Source organism: Vibrio sp. 811, assembly GCF_033339195.1.
This window is the reverse complement of sequence record NZ_JAWOUB010000530.1, coordinates 1-635: the sequence shown is the minus strand read 5'-3', so window position 1 is coordinate 635 and position 635 is coordinate 1. Positions and strand designations below refer to the sequence as shown.

Sequence of the window (635 nt, the reverse complement as noted above, 5' to 3'; positions counted from 1 at the left end):
GCAACAGCAACAGCAACAGCAACAAAAGTCTCAGAATAGTACTAAACAAGAGCAAGGACAGCAGTCACAAAATCAGCAAGACGCTGAAAATAAAAAAGAAAAGCAAAATCCCGAACACAAAGCTAAGCAGCAAAAGACCGAAACGGAAGTAGAAAAGCAAGGTGAGCAAAAAAAAGGTGAACTTATGCAAGCGCAAGCCCAACCAGAAAAAACACCTCAGGATGATCCTGAATTCCGCCGCCTAGAAGCTGTCGAAAGTGCTCGAGATCCAAGCTTTTTGATTCGTGCACAAATGCAGTTGCAAGCTCAACAAAAACAACGTCCACAACAATCTCAGAAGGAGTGGTAAGCCCGTGATGAAAAAAGGCGTACATCTGGTCTTTATTCTTGTGGCCAGCCTGTTATCTAGTTTCTCGGTGATGGCACAAAGCCTCCAGGCAAGTGTCAACAAAACTGAAGTGGCTAAAAATGAAGTCATCAACCTACGGATAATGGCAGACTCAGAAGTTGCGTCCGACGCCATCGACTTCAGCGTATTGGAAAAAGACTTCTTCCTAGGACAGCCTCGCTACGGGCGTTCGAGTAACAACATCAATGGTCGAAAATATCAGCGCACAGAATGGAGCATTTCTATA

Annotated in this window: 2 pseudogenes; both read left to right on the top strand. The window is 44.6% G+C overall.

The window, feature by feature from the left end:
• Positions 1 to 349 (top strand): annotated as a pseudogene (locus tag R7Q46_RS27910) (hypothetical protein); the annotation flags it as partial.
• Positions 350 to 353: 4 nt separating this feature from the next.
• Positions 354 to 635, top strand: a pseudogene (locus R7Q46_RS27905) (BatD family protein); the annotation flags it as partial.